Genomic DNA, 19,411 nt, shown 5'->3' with positions numbered 1-19,411 from the left:
TTGGAAGTCACGCGGAGAGTCGACGGTCGCGCGCGCTCAGCCGAGGATGAGGACGCCGAGGCCGAGGATGACCAGGTAGGGCACGAACGGCATCACGCCGACGCGGACCAGCAGGACCAGCAGCACGCGCAGGGTGGCGACGCCGACCACGAAGCTGACGACGAAGCCGATGGCGAACGCGACCGGGTCGGCGCTCGGCAGGCCGTCGCGCATGAGGTCGAGGGCCTCCTTGAGCGAGGCGCCGAGGATGGCGGGGATCGCCAGCAGGAACGAGAACCGGGCCGCGGGCAGGCGGCCGAGCCCGAGCGCCATGGCGGCGGCGATCGTCGAGCCGCTGCGCGAGATGCCCGGCAGGATGGCGACGAGCTGGGCGAGGCCGATGAGCAGCGCCTGCAGCGGGCGCGGGACCTGCTGCGGCCACGGCTGCCGGCGGGTCCGCCACTCGGCGAACGCGAGCATGGCCGCGGTGACGAGGAAGCAGGCGCCGATGATCTTCGGCTGGAGCTCGGCGGCGATGACGAGGCCCTCGACCGGCGGGGCGAGGGCGGCCGCGAGCGGCAAGGTGCCGAGCACGAGCGCCAGCAGCAGGGCGCGGGCGTCGGTCGGCGCGCTGCCCGAGCTGGCGCGGCCCAGGCTGTCCTCCGGGACAGGTGCAGAGGCGCCGCCGCGGTCGCTAGCTCCGTGCGCGGTGGGGCTCTCCGGAGGGCCATGGGGGGCCGCGACGCGTGGGTCGTGACCGTCCGGAGGAGCGGTCCCGGGAAGCCTGTCCTTCGGGGCATGTCCGGAAGCACCTGGCGTTTTGGGCATGTCCTCGGGGACATGTCCAGGACGCAGGACGCCGCGGGCGATCGCCAGCAGGTCGGCGCGGTAGTGGAGGAGGACGGCCAGCAGGGTGCCGGCGTGGACGACGATGTTGAACGAGTGGCCGCCGGCGGACGCGTCGAGGCCGGCGACCCGCTGGGCCAGCGAGAGGTGGCCGGACGACGAGATCGGCAGGAACTCGGCGACGCCCTGGAGGGCGCCGAGCAGGGCGGCGAGGCCGTAGGTGAGCTCGGTCGCGGGCATGACTCAGGCGACGGTCGCTGCGGCCGGGGCGGTCATGTCGCGGGGGCGAGGGGCGAGGGGGTCGCGGTGCGCGGCGAGCATCACGCCTCGTCTTCGCCCGGGAACGCGGTGGGCCGCTCGATCATGCCGCGCTCCCACAGGTGATTCTCGATCGCCTGCATGAGCGGGAAGGTGCTGCGGCGGTCGAGCGCGCTGATGAAGAAGGTGTCGGGGCCGCTGTCCTCGCGGCGCATCTCCAGCTCCTCGGGCGGCAGCAGGTCGCTCTTGTTGAAGACGAGCAGGCGCGGGACCTTGCCGGCCCCGAGGTCGCCGAGGATGGCCTCGACGGCGGCCTGCTGCTGCTCGCGGTCGGCGTCGCTGGCGTCGACGACGAGCAGGAGCAGGTCGGCGTCGGCGACCTCCTCGAGGGTGGCGCTGAAGGCCTGCAGCAGCGCGGGCGGGAGGTCGCGGATGAAGCCGACGGTGTCGAGCAGGACGACCTCGCGATCCTCGGGGAAGCGGATCCGGCGGACAGTGGGATCGAGGGTGGCGAACAGCTTGTTCTCGGCCAGGACCTCGCTCTGGGTCACGGTGTTGAGGAGGCTCGACTTGCCGGCGTTGGTGTAGCCGACGATCGCTACCACCGGGACGTTGGTGCTGCGCCGCAGGGCGCGGCGCTGGTCGCGACGCTGACGCAGCTCGTCGAGGCGGCGCGTGAGCGTGTTGATGCGCTCCTTGGCGCGGCGGCGATCGATCTCGAGCTTGGTCTCGCCAGGGCCGCGCCCGCCGATGCCGCCGGCCAGCCGCGACATCGCGGTGCCCTTGCCGACCATGCGCGGCAGCATGTAGCGCAGCTGGGCCAGCTCGACCTGCAGCTTGCCGTCGGCGCTGCGGGCGTGCTGGGCGAAGATGTCGAGGATCAAGGTGGTGCGGTCGATGACCTTGAGCTCGGTCTCCTCGGCGATCGCGTGGGCCTGCGAGGGCGTGAGGTCGGGGTCGCAGATCAGGAGCTCGCAGTCCTGCTCGAGCGCGCGGACGATCACCTCGCGCAGCTTGCCGGCGCCGAAGAAGGTGCGCGGATCGGGCTGCGCGCGCCGCTGGGTCACGAGGTCCATCAGCTGGATGCCGGCGGTGCGACACAGCTCGCGCAGCTCGGCGATCCGGGCCGGGACCTCGGGGCCGCCGCCGTGGATGACCAGGGCGGTGGCCTTGGTGCCGCGCGCCTCGGCGCGCGCGTCGGTGGTGGCGGCGACGAGCCGGGCCTCGAGCTCGCGGATGAAGCCGGTGAAGTCGATCGGGAGATCGGGGGCGCCCGGCGGCGGCGGAGTGGTCTCGTCGGGCCGGGTCGAGAGGTCGGGGCTGAGCGTCGAGACCGGGACTCTCGGCCAGGTCCGGACCGTGAACACCTCGGCGGCCCCGGGCGCGGCGGGGGTGAGGCTGGCGAGGTCGAGCTGGATGCCGGCGGGGCCGCGGTGGACGGCGGCGACGAGGTCGAGGCGCAGCTTGGTGAGGTCGGCCAGCTCCTCGCGCGAGAGCGGGTCGGGCACGAGGTGAGTGACGATCAGGCGGACGCCGCGGAGGCGGCCGAGCGCGCCGCGGACGCGGGCGAACTCCGGCAGGCTGAGGCTGTGCGCGTCGCCGAGGATGACGGCCTCGACCTGCCCGCGGCGATCGATGAAGAGGCCGAGCTGGCGGCCGAGCTGGTGCGAGAGGTCGAGCAGGTCGCGGGCGAGCGCGGCCGAGACCACGCGATCGGCGGGCACGCGGCGCTCGCCGAGGCGCTGCAGGGCGCGCGACTGGCTGCTCTTCAGGTTGGCGGTGTCGCCGTGGAGACGGTCAGCGCTGCTCACGGGGTCGGTCCTCGAAAATGGCCTTCAGGACAGGTCATGTCTGATCGTCGTCTTCGAGCAACTTGAGGCCGACGGCGAGGGCCTGCTGGGCGCGCTGGGCGGCGTCGCGGCGGCGGGCGAGCAGGGTCTCGGCGCGGTCGAGCTGGGCGCCGAGCTCGTCGACCTGGTGCTCGAGGCCGGCGACGCGTCGGGCGTGGTCGGCGGCGGCGTCCTCGGCCTGGACGCGGCTGTCGGACAGCGCGGCCTGCAGCGACGCGAGCTCGCCGCGGGTGGTCTCCTCGGCCTGCGCGAGGGTGTACTGCAGGCTCTGGATCTCTCGCCGCGCCGCCTCCTCGGTGGCCGACAGCGTCTGCGTCAGCTGGCTGACCTGCAGGCGGGCGTTCTCCTCGGTCTCCATCAGCGCCTGCGACATGCGCTCGCGCTCCTGCTGGCCCTGCTCGCGCAGGCTGTTGATCTGGGCGTGGAGCTGCTCGAGGGCGCCGCGGTGTTCTTGGTCGCGCTCGTCGATCTCGCCCTGGTGCTGGCGCGCCAGCGACTCGAGCGAGGCGACCCGCTCGGTCTCGGCGTCGGCGAGCGCGCGCTCCATCTCCTGGCGGTGGTGCTCCATCTGCGTCTCGAGCCCGGCGACGCTCTTGCGCGCGCTCTCGAAGCCGTCGACGAGGGTCGAGACCTGACCGTTGGACTCGAGGAGCTGAGAGGTCAGGCGCTCGCGCTCGGCCTCGAGCTCGGTGAGCATGCCGGTCTGCATCTCGAGCCGCTGCTGGGCCTCGGCGAGGGCGATGGCGGCCTTGTCGCGGTCCTGGGCGGTCTGGGCGCGGAAGGCCGCGAACTCGGTCTCGGTCTCCTTGAGCTTCTTCTGCGTGACCTCGAGCCGGGTCTTGACGCCCTCCTCGCGCTTGAGCGCGGTCTGCTTGTCGCGCACCGCGGCCTCGATGTTCTCGCGCGACGACAGGATCTGCTCCTGGGCGGCGAGGACCTGGTTCTCGAGCTCGCCGATCTGGGCCTGCAGCTCGCGCTGGAGCTTTTTGGCGTCGCCGAGGTTGCGCTCGCGCGAGTCGACCTCGTCGCGCAGCGTGAGGATCTCGCGGCTGCGCGCGTTGAGCTGGCTCTTGAGCTGGAGCACCTCGCGCTGGGCCTTGAAGCCGCCCACGGCGGTGGCGTCGGACATCTCGCCGTCGGGCGGCGGGACGGCGCCGGAGCCCTCGCGCGGGATGGCCGACGAGGGCTCGTCCTGGAGGGCGTTGAAGCCGTCCTGGAACTCCTGCTCGAAGGCCTGGCGGGCCTCGCCGCGCGCGGGGGCGTCGCGCAGCTCGATGTCGAGGCGCTCTTTCGGGCGCCCCGAGCGGGCCGGCCTGGCGGCCGCCTGGGGTGGGTTCGCGCCGTCGCGGCCGGGGTGCGCGGGGGCGGCCTCGGCCTTGGCCTCGCCGATCGGGAGGACCGGGCGGATGGCCGAGATCAGGCGGCCCTCGTCGAGCGGCAGGCGCAGGTAGTCGTCGGCGTGGGTCTTGAGGTTGCGGTGCTGCTCGAACACGTCCTCGCTGACGTTCGAGGAGTACATGATGAGCGGGATGCGCTTGGTGTCCTCGTGGCGCCGCAGGCGGTTGCACACCGAGAAGCCGGAGGTCAGCGGCAGCTCGGCGCGCAAAAAGATGATGTCCGGCGCGGCCTGGCGCGCGACGTTGACAGCTTCGGGCCCGTTCTCCGTGATCGTGAACTCGAAGCCGTAGGGGGCCAGGATGTTCTTGAGGGTGGCCGGGGTCTTGCCGTCCGCGTCGATGATGAGCGCTGAGTGCACGTGGGCCAAAATATCCGGCCTTGCTCGCTTCTACCAGGGGCCACGGGCCGGTCGCTGGCAGCCCGCACAACGACGTTTCACGGGGGGTCGCGGGGGTCCGTGGCGGTGGCTTCGGCGGCGTCTTCGCGCGGTCACCGCGAGCGCTCGCGGGGCTTCACGCGCAGGCGAGCAGGCGAGCCGCGAGCGCGGCGAGGACCGTGGAAGGGGTCGAGACAGGACGCGCGCATGCAAGCGCGCACGCTGGCGGAAGCTGGCTGCGAGCTGCGAAGGCCACGGGCGCGCGGGCGTCGGCGTCGACGAGGGCCGGGATCGCCCGGGTGTCGCCGTCGCGGGCGATTGCAGCGCGAGACGCCGGAGGGCGGCAGCTCGCGGCGCAGGGCCCGGCGAACCGCGTGCACGCGCCGGCCCTCGGGTCGGCGAGCGGCGCAGACGAGCGCAGGTCTTCGACTAGGCGCGCGAGGCCAGGAGCATCAGCGCGCCGGCGTGATCGAGGTCGACCTCGACCTGCATGCCGGCGCGGATCTGGCCGCGCAGGATCGCGTCGGCGAGCAGGGCCTCGACGCTGCGCGTAAGGACATGTCGCAAGGGACGTGCCCCAAGGGACATGTCCGTTCCGCACAGGCCGACGACGTGGCGGGTGGCGGCGTCGGTGAGGCGGTAGCGGATGCCGCGCTCGCGCAGCAGGCGGTCGGAGGAGGCGCGGACCAGGCGGGCGCAGATCCGGGAGAGGTGGGCCTCGCCGAGCGGGTGGAGCACCAGCGGGGCCTCGATGCGGTTCCACAGCTCGACCGGGAAGGCGGCGCGGGCGGCCTCGAGCACGCGGGCCTCGTCGAGCCGGGCGTCGCCGGTGGCGTCGAGGCAGCCGGCGCCGAGGTTCGAGGTCATGAGGATCGCGGCGTGGCGGAAATCGATGGTGCGGCCGCGGCCGTCGGTGAGGCGGCCCTCGTCGAACACCTGCAGCAGCAGCTGGTGGACGTCGCGGTGGGCCTTCTCGATCTCGTCGAGCAGGACCACGCAGTGCGGCTGCTTGAGCAGCGGGTCGGTCAGCGCGCCGCCCTGCTCGTGGCCGACGTAGCCGGGCGGGGCGCCGACGATGCGCGCGACCGCGTGGGCCTCGGCGTACTCGCTCATGTCGAGGCGGACGAACGCGTCGGGGCGGTCGAACAGGGCCCCGCACAGGGCCTTGGCGATCTCGGTCTTGCCGACGCCGCTGGGGCCGAGCAGCAGCACGGTGGCGATCGGGCGCTGCGAGCCGAAGCCGGCGCGGTTCCTGCGGATCAGCTGGGCGACGGCCGACAGCGCGTGCTCGTGGCCGACGACCTTGCGCGCGAGCTCGGCCTCGAGCTCGAGCATGTCCTGGTGGCCCTGGCCCTCGAGGCGCTCGCGCGGGACGCCGCTGCGCTCGCAGACGATGTCGATCCAGGTGTCGCGCTGGACGCTGCCGCGGCCCTCGCGGGCGGTGCGGGCGCAGGCGAGGTCGAGCAGGTCGAGGCTGCGGCCGGGCTGAGCCAGGCCGGCGAGGAAGCGGTCGGCCAGGCGCACGAGCTCGGCCAGGCGGCCACCTGACCCGAGAGACAGGCCATGCTGGGCCAGCACCGCGGGCGCGGCGGCGGCCACGGCGGCGCGCAGGTCGTCGCCCTCGAGCGGCTGGAGGGTGACGAGGTCGAGCGCGGCGGTCAGGCCGGGCGCCCAGGCGCCGAGGCGAGCCTGGCCCTCGGGCGAGGCGACGGCGACGATCGGCGGCTGTCCCGAAGACCAGGCCTTGGCGAGGGCGCCGAGCAGCGCCGGCGGGCCGTCGCCGCCGAGCCGATCGAGGTCGTCGAGGATGGCGACGCCGCCCTGCTTGGCGACGGCGGCGAGGTCGGCGCGCAGGCCGTCCTCGTCTTCGTAGCGGGTCGCGGACAGGTAGAAGACCGGCTGGTGCAGCAGGCCGGCGAGGTGCTTGGCGACCAGGGTGCGGCCGCTGCCGGGCGGGCCGACGAGCAGCGGCGGGCGCGGCGAGCGGCGCAGGACGGCGTCGGCCAGGCGCGCCAGCTCGCCCTCGCGACCGTGCAGCGGCGGCAGGGCCGACGGGTCGAGCGGGGCCAGACGGTGGTTGCGCGGCTCGGGCTGCGACACCGGAGCGAGGCGCGGCTCGGGCTCGACGGCGGTCGCGACCTGGGCGTTGGGACCTGGCCGCGGGGACAGGGCGGTAGCGGGTCCGGGGCGAGGATCGGTGCGGGCCAGCAGGCGCGGCTGCTCGCGTGCGGTGCGGCGAGCGGGGCGGGCCTCGGGCTGGTCTTCGGGCCAGGTGCGGGCGCGCGGGCCGTCGCCGGCGGCGTCGAGGCGGGCGCGCGTGGGCTGGTCTTCGGGCCAGGTGCGAGGCTCGAGGCGAGCGCGCGCCGGCGAACCGTCGCTGGCGTCGAGGCGGACGCGCGCGGGGTGGTCGACGGGCCAGGTGCGGACGTCGGTCGGGCGCGCGGGGACGGGGCGGGCGCGCTCCTGGTCTTCGGACCAGGTGCGGGCGCCGCCGCGGGTCGGGCGCGGGGCGTCGCCGGCCTGAGATGTCCTCGGGGACAGGTCAGCAGGGCGGGCGTCGGCGAGCGAGCGCCGGACCGGGCGCTCGCCGGCCCGGGCGGTCGACATGCGCTGGACGACGGGGCGCCGCGGGGCGGATGTCTCGGAGGACATGGCCGATCCGACATGGCGCGAAGGACCTGTCCCATTGAGCGCGGCGGCCTCGAGCGCGCGCAGGCGGTCGATCAGGAGCTTGCGCAGGGCGCCGCAGGCGGCGCCGGCGCGCTCGAGCAGCTGGTAGGCGTGGGAGTCGGCGGAGCGGACGAGGGCGAGCAGGAGATCGAGGTCGGGATCGGCCGCGCGGCCGCCGCGCTGGGTGATCCGCAGGCGCCAGTCGGCCGGCTCGGTCTCGACCTCGGCGTGGAGCTCGTCGACGACGGCGCGCAGGCGGGCGACGTCGAGCCCGTGCGCGGAGAGGACGCCCTGGACGGAGTCGGCGGCGCACAGCGAGAGCAGCAGCTCGCACGAGCAGCCGGCCCGCGGCGCGGCTGGCGAGGTTCGGCGCGAGCCGCTGCGCACGCCAGGCTCCGTGGGTCCGATCATGGAGCGACGCTACTCGCCGCGCGCCGGACCGCCAAAAAACCGGCAGACGGGCGACTTGCGGGGCCTGGGCGTTGTTCGCTACAAGGCCCGGGCGTCATGCGTAGGTTCCAGATCCTCGTCTGCGACGGCCCGAGCTGCGGCATCACCCACGAAAGCGATCGCCTGGTGACGCTGCTCAAGGCGGGGGTCGCGGCCGATCCCGGGCTGAAGGCCCGCTGCCATGTGGTGGCCTACAACTGCTTCGGCCGCTGCAGCGACGGGCCCAACGTGTTCGTGCGGCCGCTGGCCCCCAACGAGAAGGGCGAGGAAGAGCCGCGCGACGTGAGCGGGCCCGGCTTTTATCCCGGGGTGACCGAGGAGAAGGCGATGGTCATTCTCGAGCGCCACGTCGGCGAGGAAACACCGATCGCGGAGTGGGTCGAGGACTACTGAGGCGCGGCGCTCGCCGGATGTCCTTCGGGACAAGCGAGTGACGCGACAAATCGAGGTCACGAGACGACCCGCGGATGGGCTGTCCCTTGGGTCATGTCCAACTTCGGCGCCCGAAGGACCTCGCGCGTCGTCCTGCGCGCGAGGTCCAGGGTCCGCGGCGGCTCAGCCGACGCTCTCGATCACCGGCGACCAGAACAGACACTCGTCGCCCGGCTGCTCGCCGCGGGTGACGCCGCCGAGCTTGCAGCGGTCACCGCGGAGGACGTCGATGGTGCGGACCAGGACGTCCATCGGCACGTCGCCCTCGGCGGTGATCGTGACGGTCGACTCGGCGGGGAACAGGTGCTTGAGGTCGCGGGCGGCGGTGGCGAGGGCGGCGTAGTCGTAGTCGCCGCCGCTCATGGGGATCGCGCCTGGCCCGGCGTCGGCGCCGCCGGAGCGGGTGCGGAAGCCGTCGCTGCCGATGGTGACCTTGAAGCCGAGCTCGGGCTGGCTAGGGTCTCGCGGCTGGGCGGTCGGGCTGCTGACGGTGCGAGGCACCGCGATCGAGATCTGGGCCATGCTCGCGAACTCCATCGCCAACAGCAGGGCGGGGATCAGCAAGAACATGACGTTCATGACGGGCAGGAGGTCGGCGTTGACGGTCTCTTCCTCGGTCGGCTTGCGGGTGGGCACGGCGGGATCCTCCACGGCGATGCAACTGTCTCAAAGGACATGTAGCGACGGACATCGCGGCCGCACATCGGCCGCACGCGTCGCTTCGGAGGGGCAGACAGCGGGCCGGGGGCGAGGTTCCCGGGGAATATTCAACGGGGGTGGCGCGTGACCGCGATCTTCAGCCGAGCGATCGGCGAGGTCGGTGGCGCGCGACTGGAGTGATGCGTGGGCGCGAGGGTCTGCGCTCGCAGGTCGATGAGCGGAGCTCGCTCGTCGAGCGTGAGCGTGACCGCGTTCGCGCCAGGGGAGTGGGACCGCGAGGTGACGACGAGGGCGCGGTCGATGGCAGCGCTCGCTCGTCGAGCGCGAGAGGCGTGGCCGGGAGTGACGGCTCGCGCGTCGAAGAGCGGAGCTCGCTCGCCGAGAGTTGCGTTCGCGCGTTCGCTAGCCTGAGGCCTGTGAGCGGTGACTGCGATCGTCCGCGCCGTGGGAAGCCCGGGCGAGGCGCGCGCGGCTCAGGTGAGGCGGGTAATGATGTCGGCGCTCTCGGGGAAGGCGCGGACCAGCGCGGCGCGGTCGGCGAACTCGAGGTCGGCGAACTCGAAGCCGGGCGCGACGGTGCAGCTGACGAGGGCCCAGCCGCCGGGCCGCTCGACCTCGGCGCCGAACCACGCGCCGGCGGCGACCCACTGCTGCGGGGCCTCGGCGGCGGCGAGGTCCAGGCCGAGGCGCAGGACGCTGTGACCGTCGTCGGCGAAGACGTGGACCTGCAGGCCGTCGCCGGCGTGGAAGTGCCAGAGCTCGTCGCTGCGGATCCGGTGCAGGCGCGAGCGCTCGCCGTGGCGGAGCAAGTAATAGATCGCGGTCGAGGCGGTGCGCGGCTGACCGTCGCGCACGACGCCGAGCGCGGCGCGGTAGGTCTCGCGGTAGTGCCCGCCCTCGGGGTGCGGGACGAGTCGGAGCGCGTCGATCCAGGCCTGGGGGTCGTGCGGCACGGGCCGAGGGTAGCGCGCCTGCGGGACGGGCGGGGCGAAGAAGCGCGGGTGGTCGGTCGAACAGCGCCCGTGCGACTCGTCGCACGCGGCCTGTCCTTCGGTGCATCTCGGCGGCGGGGGAGCTGTCCCCGGGGACACGTCAGCCGACCGGCGCGCCGGGGCGCGTGGGGCTCATGCGACGGGCGGCGAGGATCTGCTCGCGGGTGCCGACGACCGCGAGCACGTCGCCCTGCTGCAACGGGGCGTTGGGGTCGAGCGGGAGCGGGGCCTCGCCGCGCAACAGCTCGACGACGGTGGCGCCGGTGTGCGAGCGCAGCGCGAGGTCGGCGAGGGTGCGGCCGGCCCAGCGGCGACCGACGATGATGTGATCGAGGATCATGCCCTTGCCGAGGCCGACCTCGTGGCCGTGGGCGCCGCCGCCGGTGGTGTGCATGTGCACGGCCTCTTCTTGCTGGCCGAGCACCTTGTCGCTGTAGTGGGCCATCAGGTCGCCGCGGCGCAGCACGCCGACGAGGCGCCGCTCGGGATCGACGACCGGCAAGACCTCGGCGCTGCAGCGCGCGGAGGCCAGCATGGCGCCGGCGAGGGTGTCGGTCGGGTAGAGCAGGGCGAGCTGGACGTCGGACATGAGGTCGCGCGCGGCGGCCTCGGGGGCGACGTCGCCGTGCAGGACCCGCTTGGCCAGCAGGTCGGCGTCGATCCACCCGACCACCGCGCCGGTGTCGTCGATGACGAACGGCGAGCGACCCTCGTCGAGCGCGACGCGCCGGACCTCGGCGGCGGCTGTCCCTTCGGACAGGGCGCGCGGCGGCGGGCGCATGAGGTCGGCGACGTGGCCGCGCTTCATCACCTCGACCTCGGCCTCGTGGCCGAGCACCACGCCCTGCTGGTGCAGGGCCTCCTGGAACAGGCTGCGCGGGGTCATGCGGCGGGCGACGAACACCGCGAGGATGCAGCCGAGCATCAGCGGGAGGATGATCTCGTAGTCCTGGGTGAGCTCGAAGATCATCACGATCGGCGTCAGCGGGGCGTGCATGGTGGCGGCGAAGATCGCCCCCATGCCGACGAGCGCGTAGGAGCCGGTCGACTCGGCGGCGGGGCCGAGCGCGAACTGGGCCAGCGCGCCGACGACGGTGCCGAGGCAGGCGCCGATGTACAGCGAGGGCATGAACACGCCGCCGAAGCCGCCGCTGCCGACGGTCATCGCGGTGGCGACGAGCTTGAGGCCGAGCAGCGCGAGCGCCATCTGCCAGCCGAGCGAGCCCTGCAGCGCCTCGCTGACGGTGGCATGACCGGCGCCGAGGATGTCGTTGGAGACGATCGCGGCGAGCAGGCCGACGCCGAGGGCGCCGAGCGCCGGCTTGAGCAGCTCGGGGGCCTTGAGGCGCTGGAACCAGCGGGTGGTGCCCAGCACGGCGCGGCCCATGAGCGTGCCGATGACGCCGGCGAGCGCGGCGAGGGCGATGAAGAGGCCCATCTCCGCGAGGCCGGCGTCGCCGTGCTCGACTGTCGCAAAGGTCAGGTGCTCGCCGCGGATCACGTGCGAGGTGAAGGTGCCGGCGACCGCGGCGACGATCAGCGGCACGAACACCGACATGGTGCCGATGTTGCCGCCGATGGCGCCGCCGAACACGATCTCGACGGTGAACACGACCCCGGCCAGCGGGGCGTTGAAGGCCGCCGCGAGGCCGCCGGCGCACCCGGCCCCGACCATCGCCAGGTGCCAGCGCATCCGCAGGCCGAAGAAGCGCGCCAGGCTGCTGCCCACGGCCGCGCCGATCGCCACGCTCGGACCCTCGTGCCCGCACGAGCCGCCGCTGCCGATGGTGATGCCGGTGCCGACGCCGACGACGACGGCCTGGCGCCCGTGGATCGTGCCCTGCTTGCGCGCGATGGCCTCGATGACGCCCGGGATGCCGAGCACCGGCGCCTGGCGGAGCAGGCGGCGGAGCACGAATTGGAGGCCGCCGGCCGCGAGTCCGCCGAGCACCGGGACGCCGATGACCGCGGCCCAGCGGACCAGCGCGCTGCTCTCCTCGGGCCGCGGGAACAGGCGGAAGGCGTACTCGATCCACGCCAGCAACGCGCCGGCCGCGACGCCGCTGGTGGTGCCGACCACCGCGGCCATCACGAGGAGGAACACGTGGTCGTCCTGGACCACCCGCGCGAGCTGCTGGCCCATGAGCAGGCCGAAGCGGGCCCACAGGCGCATCAGCAGGGTGCCGTGCGGCAGGGCGTCGAAGAAGCCGGTGGTCTCGGCGCTGACGAGCCGGTGGGCGCCGGTCAGCCGCGCAGCAGGCGAACTGCCGGAGGCCGCGGCGGGGTCGGGGGGCGAACCACGCGCGGGCGCTGGGGGCTCCGTCTCGGGCACGAGGATCGAAGATAACAAAATCGCGGCCAGCGCGGACTGTTACGATATGTCCCTCGGGACAGATGGATCGAGGATGTCCCCGGGGACAGGTCGAGACCGCGCGAGCGAAGGCGGTGGCGATGGAGAGACTCCTGGGGTCGTCGGGCCGCGCGCCAGGGGCGGCTAAGGAGCTGCTTAACGCTTCGCGGTCGAGGACGAGGTCTGCTCGGGAGATCGCGGGCGAGCGGATGAGGCCGGCATCGGGGCGAGGTCGGAGGAAGCCACGAGCGAGGCCGGCCTGATTGCGGCGCCGTCACCGTGACGATGCACGAGGATGCGAGAGGCGGGCCTCGAGCACGATCGCGTCGTTGCTCGGGGGTCGCGGCGACCTCGTGCGAGGACACGGAAGCGCCGCGACCCCGAGCACGACCTCGTCGTTGCTCGGGCATCGCGGCGATGCTTGCGACGCGGGTGCGTCAGTTCTTGATCGCCTGCGTGTGCGAGCGCAGGGCGTCGGCGAGGCCGGGCACGATGTCGGCGCCGACCGGGACGGTGATGCTCGAGCCGGCGAGGTCCTTGCCGACCGGCTCGACGCGGCCGCCGAGGCAGGTGCCGAGGAAGCCCTCGGCGGCGGCGGTGAAGGCCTTGTTGTTCTCCGAGCGGGCGAAGCCATGGCCCTCGTCGGGGAACAGCACGTAGGTGACCGGGATGTTCTTGGCCTTCATGGCCTCGACGATCTGGTCGCTCTCGGCCTGCTTGACCCGCGGGTCGTTGGCGCCCTGGGCGATGAGCAGCGGCTTCTTGATCTTGTCGACGTGGCTGATCGGCGAGCGCGCGAGCAGCTTCTGCTTGCCCTCGTCGGTGCGCGAGTCACCGACGCGGTGGTACCACTGCTGCATGAAGCTGGCCCAGTAGGCCGGGAAGGTCTCGAACAGGGTCACCAGGTTGGAGGGGCCGACGACGTCGACGCCGCACTTGAAGGTGTCGGGCGTGAAGGTCAGGCCGACCAGGGTGGCGTAGCCGCCGTAGCTGCCGCCCATGATCGCGACCTGGTCGGCGGTGGTGATGCCCTGCTTGATCGCCCAGTCGACGGCGTCGATCAGGTCCTCGTGCATCTTGCCGGACCACTCGAAGTTGGACTTGTTGACGAAGTCCTTGCCGAAGCCGGTCGAGCCGCGATAGTTGACCTGCAGCACGGCGTAGCCGCGGTTGGCCAGCCACTGCGGGGTGGAGGCGTAGCCGTAGCTGTCGCGCGCCCACGGGCCGCCGTGGACGTGCAGCACCAGCGGCGCGGGCGTGTTCGGCTTGCCGTCCTGCTCGGGGTCGGACTGGTGCGGCAAGGTCAGGTAGCTGACGAGCGTGAGGCCGTCGCGCGAGGGAATCTCCTGCGGCCACTGCTTGGTCAGCGGCTTGCCCTCGAGCGCGGGCCGGGCCGCGAACAGCTTGGTGAGCGAGCCGCCGCTCCGCGTGTAGCGGTAGTAGATGGCCGGGGCCTCGGCGGCCGCGTAGGCGACGATCCAGGTGCTGTCGTCGAGCGTGGTCGAGGTGACGCTGACGACCCCGGGGCCGATGGCCTTGAGGTTCTCGAGGTCGCGGCTGATGCTGTCGTCGAGCGCCTTCCACTCCTCGCGCAGGTAGTTGGTGGCGACCGCTCGCACCACGCCGGTGCGTGGGTCGGCCATGGCGCTGCTGATGTCGGCCCGCGGATCCTCGAGCAGCAGCTTCTTGGCGCCGGTGTCGAGGTCGACGGCGTACAGGGCGACGGTGTTGCGGTCGCGCGACTCTCTCAGGTACGCGGTCTTGCCGTCGGTGGTGAAGCCGCCGAAGCCGGTGCTGAGGGAGTCGTCGAACGGGATCTGCTCGAACACCTTCCACTTGCCGGGGCCGTCGGGCTTCAGGACCTCGGTGCCGCCGTCGTCGCGGGTGCGGGTGGCCAGGCGGACCTTGAAGTCGGGGTCCGTGACGTAGCCGGACAGCTTCTGATCGTTGCGCTCGACCAGGGTCCGTGCGCCGGTCGCGAGGTCGACGCGGTAGAGGTCGTGCCACTGCTGGTCGCGGTCGTTCATGCCGACGAGCACGACGTCCGGATGGAGGTGGCTGACGCCGTTGACGGCGGCGCGCGTCTTGGGGAACGGGGTCAGGTCGCGGCTCTCGCCGGTCTTGAGGTCGAGCGAGTAGAGGTGGAAATCCTCGTCGCCGCCGGTGTCGCGCATGTAGAGCAGGGTGTCAGGGCGGTAGGACCAGAAGTACTGGGTGATGCCGCGGGCCTTGTCGGCAGTGACCGCCTTGGCCGCGGTCGGATCGCCGGCCGGCGCGACGTGGACGTTGAGCACGCCGTCGACCGGCGCGACGTAGGCGAGGTGCTGGCCGTCAGGGCTGATCTGGACGTTGACGCGCTCGGGGTTGCCGAACAGGAGCTCGCGCGGGATGAGCTCGGGGGCCTCGGCGGCGGGCGCAGCGGCGGGCGGCGTGGCGGCCTTGGTGGCGGGCGGCGCGGCCTTGCCGGCGTCGGCGGGCGTCGGCGAGGAACAGGCGGGAACGACGGCCAGGCCGAGGGACAGGAGCAGAGATCGACGCATTCGGGGTCCTCCAGGGAGCTTGGGGCGAGGGTTTGGAATCCGCGGAACCCTGGTTGGATTCACGGCATGGATGAAATGTGATCGCCGGGCCCGGCGCAACCGCACGCGCGGCCCGAGCGGGGCGTGGCCGAGACGGGCACGCTGTTTCGTCGGCCGCAGCGGGGCCGCATCGCGGGCTCAGCCCTTGACGCCGCCGGCGGTGAGGCCGGCGATGAGGTGGCGCTGGGCGATGTAGAAGAGGATCATCACCGGGATCGAGACGATCAGCGAGCCGGCGGCGAACTTGGGCCAGTCGGCGCTGAACTCGGAGATGTAGCGCTGCAGGACCACGGGGACCGTGTACATCTCCTCGCGGCCGAGCATGGTGTGGGCCAGCACGAACTCGTTGTAGGCGCTCATGAAGGCGAACAGGGCGGTGACGGCGATCGCGGGGCGAGCGGCCGGCAGGACGACCTTGCGGAAGGCCTCGAAGCGGGTGGCGCCGTCGACCATGGCGGCCTCCTCGAGGTCGCGTGGGATGGTCTCGAAGGCGCCGCGCAGCTGGAAGATGGCGAACGGGACGGCGGTGGTGGCGTAGCAGAGGACCAGGCCGGAGCGGGTGCCGAGCAGGCCGAGGCCGTCGAGGATGATATAGAGCGGGATGGCGCTGGCGACGGCGGGGAACATCTGCGTGGCCAGCAGGGCCCGCATGCCGCCGTTCTTGCCGACGAACTCGAAGCGGGCGAGGGCGTAGGCGGTCGGCACGGCGATGACGACGCCGACGAGGGCGGTGGCGAGGCTGATGACGATGGAGTTGGCGAGCTGGAGGCCGAACAACCACCGGTCGGGCTCACCGGGGACCTGGAGGGTCGAGAAGGCGACGCCGCGCAGGTGCTCGAGGGTCGGCTCGATCGGGACCGGCAAGACCCGCGGGGTCGGCTCGACGGCGCCGGAGAAGGCCAGCGAGACGACCCACAGCAGCGGGTAGAGGGCGAAGGCGACGGCGACGACGAGCAGCAGGTGGGCGCCGATCGACTCGGCGAGGCTGACCTTGCGGCCCTGATCGGCGGGGCTCATCGGCGCACCTCGCGGGGGGGAGCGTGAGGCGTGTCGTTCAGGGCATGTCCGTGGGGGCATGGCCGGGAAGACATGGTGGATGGGACATGCCAGCCGCTGGCGCCGGCGCGCGCGGGTGTCGAGCGTATGGCCGATGGGGCATGTCCGCGGGGACAGGGCCGATAGGGCATGGCCGAAGGGACATGTCCGATCGGGCTCATCGCGCGCCTCGCGGTCGCCGCGCCAGCCAGGCCGGCAGGCGGGTGGTGACGAGCAGGAGCAGGAAGATCAGGACGGCGTAGGCGGCGGCGTAGCCGTACTGGGCCTCGCGGGTGAAGGCCCAGCGGTACGCCTCGCTGACGAGGATGTCGGTCGAGCCGTCGGGGTCGCCGCCCGAGACGAGGAAGACGACGTTGAACATGTTGAAGGTCCAGATCGCGCCGAGGGTGACGGCCGGGGCGAGGGCCGGGCGGATCATCGGCAGGGTGACGCGGGTGAGGCGCTGCCAGCGGCTGGCGCCGTCGACCTCGGCGGCCTCGAGCACGTCGGCGGGCACGGCCGTGAGGGCGCCGAGCGTGACGACCATCATGAAGGGGAAGCCGAGCCACACGTTGGTGGCGACGTTGGCGGCGAAGGCGGTGGCGAAGCGCGAGAACCAGGCGATCGGCTCGAGGCTGGTGCCGAACCACTCGTTGATGGCGAGCACGAGGCCGGTGACGGCGCCGTACTGCTGGTGGAACATGCCCTTCCACGCCAGGGCGGTGACGTAGCTGGGCACGGCCCACGGGAGGATGAGGAGCACGCGGTAGAGCGCGCGCAGGCGCAGGGTCGGGCGCGACAGCACGAGGCCGAGCGCGAGGCCGATGCCGAGGTGGAGGACCACGTTGACGGCCGTCCACAGGAAGGTGACGAGGAGGACGAACCAGAACGAGCCGGTGGCCAGCAAGGGGCCGCCGCGGGCGGTGAGGATCTCGAAGAAGTTGGCGAGGCCGACGTAGTAGCCCTCGCCCGGGCGACCGGCGAACAGCGAGGTGGCGGCGCCGACGATCAGCGGGAGGAACACCAGCAGGCCGACGACGACGACGCTGTGGGCGACGTAGCGGTAGGCCGGCAGCGAGGCGCGCAGGGCCTGGCGGGCGGCGGGGTCGCGGGCGCGGCGGACCAGGTGAAAGGCGACGAGCAGCAGGCCGAGGCCGAGCAGCAGCAGGGCCGGCGTCGGCGAGGCGGCGGGCGGCGGTGGGCGGCGGACGTCGGCGAAGCGGCGGGCGGCCTCGGCGAGCGCGTCTTCGGGGCTGGCCTGGCCGCGCAGGACCTTGCGGATGGCGCGAAAGGCCGGCTCCCAGGTCGAGCGCATGGCCGGGTCGGCGGACATCGGCGCCGCGAGCTCGGCCTGGGCGCGGAAGCCGGCGAGCACGGGGCTGTCCTCGGGGACAGGTACGTCTGTCCTGACGGACAGGGTGCCGGCGAGCCGCTGGCGCACCGCGGCCGCCTCGGCGCTGGCGAGCGCGCGGACCAGGTCGAGGGCGGCTGGCGAGGCGGAGCCCTGCGGCGACAGCATGGCGGCCTCGACGGTCAGCGGCGGGCGCATCGGCAGGCCGGTCTCGCCGACGATCGGCAGGGGCACGACGCGCCAGGCGAACTCGACGCCGGCGAGCTGACCGACCAGCCACGGGCCGCTGATGGCGAAGGCGGCCCGGCCGGAGCGGAACAGGTCGGACACGAGGGCGCCGTCGGCGTCGCGCGGGACGGCGCCGCGCTCGACGAGCTCCCTGGCGAACGCGAGCGAGCGGGCCGCGGCCGGGCCGACGAAGCCGAAGCTGGCGTCGTCGGCGAGCATGCGGCCGTCAAAGGCCGCCAGCAGCGGCATGTGGCCGTAGGCGCTCTGGGCCTCGTAGGCCAGCGGGTAGACGCCCGCGGGCATGGGCAGGGCGGCGATACCCTCGAGGGTGTCCGGGACGGCGCCGGCGAGGCGGGTGTTGACGAACAGCGCGACCGACTTGGCGTTCAGCGGGACGCCCCAGCGCGCGCCGTCCTGGGTGACGGCGGCCAGCGACTGCGCGCTGTAGTCGGCGTCGGGCCCGAGCGCGGGCCCGGCGTCGCCGAGCAGCGCGCGCAGCCGGTAGTCGCCGATCCGCTCGTGCGAGTCGATGAAGACGTGCGGGCCCTGGCCGCGCGGGATGGTGGCGGCGAGCTTGCTGCCGAAGCTCTCGTGGGCGACCGCCAGCAGCTCGACGCGGTGGCCGGTGCGGGCGGCGAATTCTTCGACGATCTCGACCAGGGCGGTGGCCTCGGCGTCGCGGTAGGCGTGCCACAGCCGCAGCTCGTCGGCGCGGGCGAGGGCGGGGGCGAGCAGGGCGAGCACGGCGAGCAGGGCGCCGAGGACATGACCGGGCGAGCATGTCCGGGAGGACATGCGAGCGAGGGCGGCGTGCCTCAGCAACCGGACCTCAGGGACATGTCGCAGGGGACATGCGCGAGCGGACATGTCTGCACGGACATGCTCATACGCGCAGGCTCTGGCCGGTCTCGGGGTCGAACAGGTGGAGGGCGCGCACGGCCAGCGGGAGGCGGTCGCCGCGGGCCACGCCGCTCTGGCTGTCGAGGCAGACGGCCAGCGGGCGGCCGCCGAGGCGGGCGTGGATCTGCAGCTCGGGGCCGAGCAGCTCGACCAGCTCGACCTCGACCGTCAGGTCGGGGGCGTCGGGGCGGACCACGAAGTCGTGCGGGCGGACGCCGAGGCTGACCGTTCGGCCAGGTTGAAGCCGGTCGCCGAACCGCTCGGGGTCGCGGATCGCGAGGCGCTGGCCGCCGGGCAGCGCCAGGCCGCCGGCGTCGACCTGGACGCCGTCGAGGAAATTCATGGCCGGGCTGCCGAGGAAGCCGGCGACGAAGCGGGTGCGCGGGTGGTCGTAGACGTCGCGCGGCGGGCCGACCTGCTCGACGACGCCGCGGTTGAGCACGAAGATCCGGTCGGCCAGGGTCATCGCCTCGACCTGGTCGTGGGTGACGTACACGCTGGTGGCGCCGAGCTGGTCGTGGAGCTTGCGGATCTCGACGCGCACCTGGGCTCTCAGCGCGGCGTCGAGGTTGGACAGCGGCTCGTCGAACAGGAACAGCTGCGGGCGGCGGACGATCGCGCGGCCCATGGCGACGCGCTGGCGCTGGCCGCCGGACAGGGCGCGCGGCAGGCGGTCGAGCAGGAGGTCGAGGCCCAGCATGGCGCTGACCTCGGCGACGCGGCTGGCGATGGTGGCCAGGTCGGTCTTGCGCAGGTTGAGGCCGAACGCGAGGTTGTCGCGCACCGTGAGGTGCGGGTAGAGGGCGTACGACTGGAACACCATGGCGATGTCGCGGTCGCGCGGGGCGAGGCGGGTGACGTCGCGCTCGCCGAACCGGATCTCGCCGGCGGTGACGTCCTCGAGGCCGGCGAGCAGGCGCAGCAGGGTGCTCTTGCCGCAGCCGCTGGGGCCGACGAGCACGGCGAAGCCGCCGTCGGGCACGTGGACGTCGACGCCGCGCAGGACCTCGGTGGCCCCGAAGCGCTTGACGATGGCGCGCGCGGTGACGGCGACCAT

The 19,411-nt window shown here is 73.2% G+C and carries 12 protein-coding genes; 1 reads left to right on the top strand and 11 read right to left on the bottom strand.

The features are described 5' to 3' along the window. Nucleotides 1-36: 36 nt before the first annotated feature. The 4 genes from POL25_RS00320 to POL25_RS00305 all read right to left on the bottom strand — a co-directional run bounded on the left by POL25_RS00320 (nt 37) and on the right by POL25_RS00305 (nt 7,788). Nucleotides 37-1,065: an undecaprenyl-diphosphate phosphatase gene (locus POL25_RS00320; RefSeq protein WP_272083591.1), complete on the bottom strand. Its 1,029-nt coding sequence runs from the start codon at nt 1,063-1,065 to the stop codon at nt 37-39. 80 nt (nt 1,066-1,145) lie between these two features. Then, nucleotides 1,146-2,894: a GTPase HflX gene (gene hflX / locus POL25_RS44070; RefSeq protein ID WP_272083589.1), complete on the bottom strand. Its 1,749-nt coding sequence runs from the start codon at nt 2,892-2,894 to the stop codon at nt 1,146-1,148. Between the two features lie 34 nt (nt 2,895-2,928). Beyond that, nucleotides 2,929-4,689, bottom strand: coding sequence for a response regulator (locus POL25_RS00310; protein ID WP_272083587.1), 1,761 nt, complete (start codon nt 4,687-4,689; stop codon nt 2,929-2,931). Nucleotides 4,690-5,136: 447 nt separating this feature from the next. Continuing rightward, nucleotides 5,137-7,788 carry an AAA family ATPase gene (locus POL25_RS00305; protein WP_272083585.1) on the bottom strand — a complete coding sequence of 884 codons (2,652 nt, stop codon included), beginning with the start codon at nt 7,786-7,788 and terminating at the stop codon, nt 5,137-5,139. Nucleotides 7,789-7,884: 96 nt separating this feature from the next. On the opposite strand from POL25_RS00305, the gene POL25_RS00300 reads away from it, so the two are divergent. Beyond that, nucleotides 7,885-8,220 carry a (2Fe-2S) ferredoxin domain-containing protein gene (locus POL25_RS00300; RefSeq protein ID WP_272083583.1) on the top strand — a complete coding sequence of 112 codons (336 nt, stop codon included), beginning with the start codon at nt 7,885-7,887 and terminating at the stop codon, nt 8,218-8,220. Nucleotides 8,221-8,382: 162 nt separating this feature from the next. Here the strand turns inward: POL25_RS00300 and POL25_RS00295 are convergent, their stop codons facing one another. The 7 genes from POL25_RS00295 to POL25_RS00265 all read right to left on the bottom strand — a co-directional run bounded on the left by POL25_RS00295 (nt 8,383) and on the right by POL25_RS00265 (nt 19,411). Next, on the bottom strand, nt 8,383-8,895 hold the full coding sequence (locus POL25_RS00295; protein ID WP_272083581.1) for a biopolymer transporter ExbD: 513 nt from the start codon (nt 8,893-8,895) through the stop codon (nt 8,383-8,385). Nucleotides 8,896-9,392: 497 nt separating this feature from the next. Then, nucleotides 9,393-9,872, bottom strand: coding sequence for a cupin domain-containing protein (locus tag POL25_RS00290; RefSeq protein WP_272083579.1), 480 nt, complete (start codon nt 9,870-9,872; stop codon nt 9,393-9,395). 139 nt (nt 9,873-10,011) lie between these two features. Continuing rightward, a complete protein-coding gene (locus tag POL25_RS00285) occupies nt 10,012-12,243 on the bottom strand; it encodes a chloride channel protein (RefSeq protein WP_272083577.1) in 2,232 nt (743 codons plus the stop codon). 455 nt (nt 12,244-12,698) lie between these two features. After that, entirely contained in the window at nt 12,699-14,801 is a 2,103-nt protein-coding gene (locus POL25_RS00280; protein WP_272083575.1) for a S9 family peptidase, read from the bottom strand. A 177-nt stretch (nt 14,802-14,978) separates the two neighbouring features. Beyond that, nucleotides 14,979-15,857, bottom strand: coding sequence for a sugar ABC transporter permease (locus tag POL25_RS00275; RefSeq protein ID WP_272083573.1), 879 nt, complete (start codon nt 15,855-15,857; stop codon nt 14,979-14,981). 196 nt (nt 15,858-16,053) lie between these two features. Then, entirely contained in the window at nt 16,054-18,249 is a 2,196-nt protein-coding gene (locus tag POL25_RS00270) for an extracellular solute-binding protein (protein ID WP_272083571.1), read from the bottom strand. A gap of 88 nt (nt 18,250-18,337) precedes the next feature. Next, complete coding sequence (locus tag POL25_RS00265) at nt 18,338-19,411, bottom strand: ABC transporter ATP-binding protein (protein WP_272083569.1); 1,074 nt, start codon at nt 19,409-19,411, stop codon at nt 18,338-18,340.

This window comes from Nannocystis bainbridge, assembly GCF_028368995.1.
Classification (GTDB): domain Bacteria; phylum Myxococcota_A; class Polyangia; order Nannocystales; family Nannocystaceae; genus Nannocystis; species Nannocystis bainbridge.
The sequence above is the reverse complement of the archived record's forward strand: the minus strand, read 5'-3'. Positions and strand labels throughout refer to the sequence as shown.